The organism is Streptomyces hirsutus, from assembly GCF_001418415.1.
Taxonomy (GTDB): Bacteria; Actinomycetota; Actinomycetes; order Streptomycetales; family Streptomycetaceae; genus Streptomyces; species Streptomyces hirsutus.
Window position 1 is genome coordinate 1 of sequence record NZ_LIQT01000660.1, and the last position, 4226, is coordinate 4226.

A 4226-nucleotide genomic window follows, 5' to 3' on the forward strand; every position below is an offset into this window, starting at 1 on the left:
GGGCGGCGGGCCCGCCGCCCGGCGCCCGCCGCCCGCCGCCCGGCGCCCGGCGCCCGGCGCCCGGCGCCCGGCGCCCTGGCCGTGTTCACCCATCCGATCTTCCCGGGCCGCCGGCAGGCCCTGACGGGAGTGCGACGACGGTTCTAGACTTCCAGGACCATGAGCCGTCACGCCGAACGCAAGTACCGGGCGGTCACCGCCGTCCAGCGCAGGATCGGCAACCCCGTCCTGCGCCGCCTCCCGTTCCAGACCCTCCTGGAGACCACGGGCCGGGTGTCCGGGCTGCCGCGCCGCACTCCGCTGGGCGGGCGGCGGGTCGGGGACGCGTTCTGGCTGGTGTCGGAGTTCGGCGAGCGGTCCCAGTACGTCCGCAACATCCGCGCGAATCCCCGGGTGCGGGTCCGCATCCGGGGTCGTTGGCACACCGGCACCGCGCACCCGCTGCCCGACGACGACCCCCTCGCCCGCCTGCGCACCCTGCCCCGCGGGAACAGCCTCGCGGTGCGGGTGATGGGGGCGGAGCTGCTGACGGTACGGGTGGACCTGGACGACCGGGGCGATCTCCGCCCCGTGTAGCCGACCGTGCGCGCCGGACCCGCACTCCTGCCGCCCGGCTGTCCGGCCGTCGCAGGTGCACGCACGCCCGGCAGGGCGAGCCGGTGGGGCGCGGACGGCACGGGGCGCCGCAACACCTCCCTGACGGTGCGTCAACCATGCGGGAACAGAAGGGGAACCGGGCCGGGGGCGGGCCCGTGGCGGTGGCGTTGCGCGCGCACGTCACTGCCACGCCCGCGTAACGTCCGTGCGCACGTGTACGCAGAAGGTGTGGGGCCTTGTGGACCGTGCGCGCACCCGTGTGACCGCCGTCTCGCACGGCTGCCGCATTCGCCACGAACAAGGCAGACTGGCGTGGTTGTTGAGGATGTATTAGGGGGACTGCATGGACGGTGCACCGCGAGTGCCGGAGCAGCGGCGTCCCGGTTCGCCGGCGGAGCCGTCGACGCCACCGAGGTCGCCGAAGTCACCGGGATCGCCGGAGTCCTGGGCGGCACCCGAGCCGTCGGCGTCGCCGGAGCCGTCGGTGCTGCGCTTCAGCGTGCTCGGCCCGGTGCGCGCCTGGCGTGACGGTGAGTCCCTCGCCACCGGCAGTCCACAGCAACGCGCCCTGCTCGCCGCCCTGTTGCTCCGCGAGGGGCGTACGGCGACGGCGGCCGAGCTGATCGACGCCCTGTGGGGCGAGGAGCCCCCCGCGCAGGCCCTGGCCGCGGTCCGCACGTACGCCTCCCGGCTGCGGAAGGCGCTGGGGCCCGGCGTCCTGGTCAGCGAGTCCGGCGGGTACGCGGTGCGCGGGACGGGCGAGGACGCGCTGGACGTCGGGATGGCGCAGAGGCTGGCCGCCGATGCCGAGCGGGCGAAGCACGGCGGGGACCTGCGCGCGTCCCGTGCGCTCCTGGACCGCGCCCTCGCGCTGTGGGACGGCGAGACGCTGGCGGGTGCGCCGGGCCCGTACGCACAGGCGCAGCGGGTACGGCTGGAGGAGTGGCGGCTCCAGCTCTCGGAGACGCGGCTGGACATGGACCTGAAGCAGGGCTGCCACGCGGAGGCCGTCTCGGAACTGACGGCGCTCACGGCGACGCACCCGCTGCGCGAACGCCTGCGCGAGCTGCTGATGCTGGCGCTGTACCGCAGCGGCCGCCAGGCGGAGGCGCTGGCGGTGTACGCGGACACCCGCCGTCTGCTCGCCGATGAACTGGGCGTGGACCCGCGTCCCGGCCTCCAGGAACTCCAGCAGCGCATCCTGCGGGCGGATCCCCGCCTGGCGGAGCCCTCCTCCCCCGCGCCGCCCGAGCCGGCCGCCACCCCGGTCCGGCCCGCCCAGCTTCCGGCCACGGTGCCCGATTTCACCGGTCGCGCGTCCTTCGTCCGCGAACTCGGCGCGCTCCTCGCCTCGGCCGAGGGCCGGGTGATGGCGGTGTCCGCGCTGGCCGGAATAGGCGGCGTCGGCAAGACGACCCTCGCCGTGCACGTCGCCCACCAGGCGCGGGCCGTGTTCCCCGACGGCCAGCTGTACGTCGACCTCCAGGGCGCGGGCGCCCGGGCGGCCGAGCCGGAGACGGTGCTCGGCTCCTTCCTGCGCGCCCTGGGTACGGCGGACTCGGCGATCCCGGACTCCCTGGAGGAGCGGGCGGCGCTGTACCGGTCGGTGCTGGACGGGCGCCGGGTCCTGGTGCTGCTGGACAACGCCCGCGACGCGGCACAGGTGCGTCCGCTGCTGCCCGGCACTCACGGGTGTGCGGCGCTGATCACGGCGCGGGTGCGGATGGTGGACCTGGCCGGTGCCCATCTGGTCGACCTGGACGTGCTGTCCCCCGACGAGGCGCTGGCGCTCTTCACCAGGATCGTCGGCGAGGAGAGGGTCGCCTCGGAGCGGCAGGCCGCCCTGGACGTGGTCGCGGCGTGCGGCTTCCTGCCGCTGGCGATCCGCATCGCGGCGTCCCGGCTGGCGGCCCGCCGCACCTGGACGGTCTCGTCCCTCGTGGCCAAGCTGGCGGACGAGCGCCGCCGCCTGGACGAACTCCAGGCCGGCGACCTCGCGGTCAAGGCCACCTTCGAGCTGGGCTACGGGCAACTGGAGCCGGTCCAGGCCCGCGCCTTCCGGCTCCTGGGCCTGGCGGACGGCCCGGACATCTCGCTCGCCGCGGCGGCGGCGGTCCTCGACCTCCCGCCGGGGGACACGGAGGACCTCCTGGAGTGCCTGGTGGACACCTCCCTGCTGGAATCGGCGGCCCCCGGCCGCTACCGCCTCCACGACCTGGTGCGCCTCTACGCGCGTGCGTGCGCGGAACGGGACGAGCGGCCGGGCGAGCAGGAGGCGGCACTGTCGCGGTTGCTGGACTTCTACCTGGCCACCGCGGCGCAGGTCTTCGCGATGGAACGACCGGGTGACCGGCTCATCGATCATCTCGAGCCGACTCAGTACGAAGGACTGCGGTTCGGCGACCGGCAGGACGCGCTCGACTGGCTGTACTCGGAAGCCGGCTCCCTCCTCTCGAGCGCGCGGCAGGCTTTCCAGGACGGCAGGCTCCGCCGGGGCGTGGACCTGTTGTGGGCCGCCAAGGACCTGGGCGAATCGGGGGCGAACTCGAAGCAGTACGAATCGGCCGCGGTCGCCGCCAAGGAGGCGGCGCGGTCGGCGGGAGACCGCCGGGCCGAGGGCAGGGCGCGCACGGCACTGATCAACGTGCATCTCGTCGCGGGCCGGTACGACGAAGCCGAGGAGGAGGCGAGCCGGGCCGTGGAGCTGGCACGGGCGGTCGGGGACTTCATCCCCCTCTACTGGGCCAGCAACGACCGGGGGATCATCGCGTTGATCCAAGGGCGCAACAACGACGCGGAGACCCACCTCCTGACCGCCATCGACGGATCGAGGAACGACGGAAACGCCCCCCTCGAGGCGAGCGCGCTGTGCAACCTCTCCCGCGTTCGTCTCGCCATGGGGAACACCTCGCACGCCATAGGGCTCGCCCGGGAGGGCATCCGCATATACGACCGGCTGGGCCTGACCCTTCGCCTCGCGAACGCCCGGTACGCGCTGGGGTTGGCGTACACCTCGGCCGGGCGCGCTTCCGAGGCGCTCACGGAACTGACCGAGGCGCTGAGGATGTTCCGGGCGAACCGGCAACGGCTCTGGGAAGGGACGACCCACTTCCGCATCGCCCAGGCGTACCTCGCCGCGCGCCTGCCCGCCAACGCGGCACAACACGCCGAGCAGGCACTCGCCGTCGGCTGCATCGGGGGCGACCGGATACGGGCCGGCGTCCTCACGACGCTCGGCGAATCCCTCGATGCGCTGGGGCAGGCGGACCGCGCACGCGCCTGCTGGCGAGAGGCCCTGTCCTGGTACGAGGAGACCGGGGCCGCGGAAGCCGCAGGGGTCCGGGCACGACTCGGCTCGGCGTCCGCGGCCTGAGGACCCTCCCCCAGGGCGCGTTCATCGAATGTTTATGCCGCACCGCGAGACTGAGCTCGCTGATCCGCCGCGTCGGGGGGCAGGCGGGTCGGCCGGGCGCACCGCCCAAGGTGACAGCCCGAACCGTCCCTGTCCGGCGGCCCACGGGGGAGTCGCCGGACGGGGACGCCCAGAACTTCAATCGACACGGGGAGAGGCCGCAGCATGAGCGACGCCGAGAAGAACCAGAACGAAGAGATCACCACACTGGACAACC

The 4226-nt window shown here is 74.2% G+C and carries 2 protein-coding genes; both read left to right on the forward strand.

All coding sequences use genetic code 11. The annotated features are described in order from the left end of the window. Positions 1 to 159: 159 nt before the first annotated feature. Positions 160 to 576, forward strand: coding sequence for a nitroreductase/quinone reductase family protein (locus AOK11_RS36835; protein ID WP_055597979.1), 417 nt, complete (start codon positions 160 to 162; stop codon positions 574 to 576). 364 nt (positions 577 to 940) lie between these two features. After that, positions 941 to 3970 (forward strand): SARP-family global regulator AfsR, encoded by a 3030-nt coding sequence (gene afsR, locus AOK11_RS36840; protein ID WP_055597980.1) that lies wholly within the window; start codon positions 941 to 943, stop codon positions 3968 to 3970. Positions 3971 to 4226 lie beyond the last annotated feature (256 nt).

Coding starts and splice junctions, on each gene's coding strand:
- afsR (WP_055597980.1), top strand. CDS start 941: ATGGACGGTGCACCGCGAGTGCCGGAGCAGCGGCGTCCCGGTTCGCCG.
- AOK11_RS36835 (WP_055597979.1), top strand. CDS start 160: ATGAGCCGTCACGCCGAACGCAAGTACCGGGCGGTCACCGCCGTCCAG.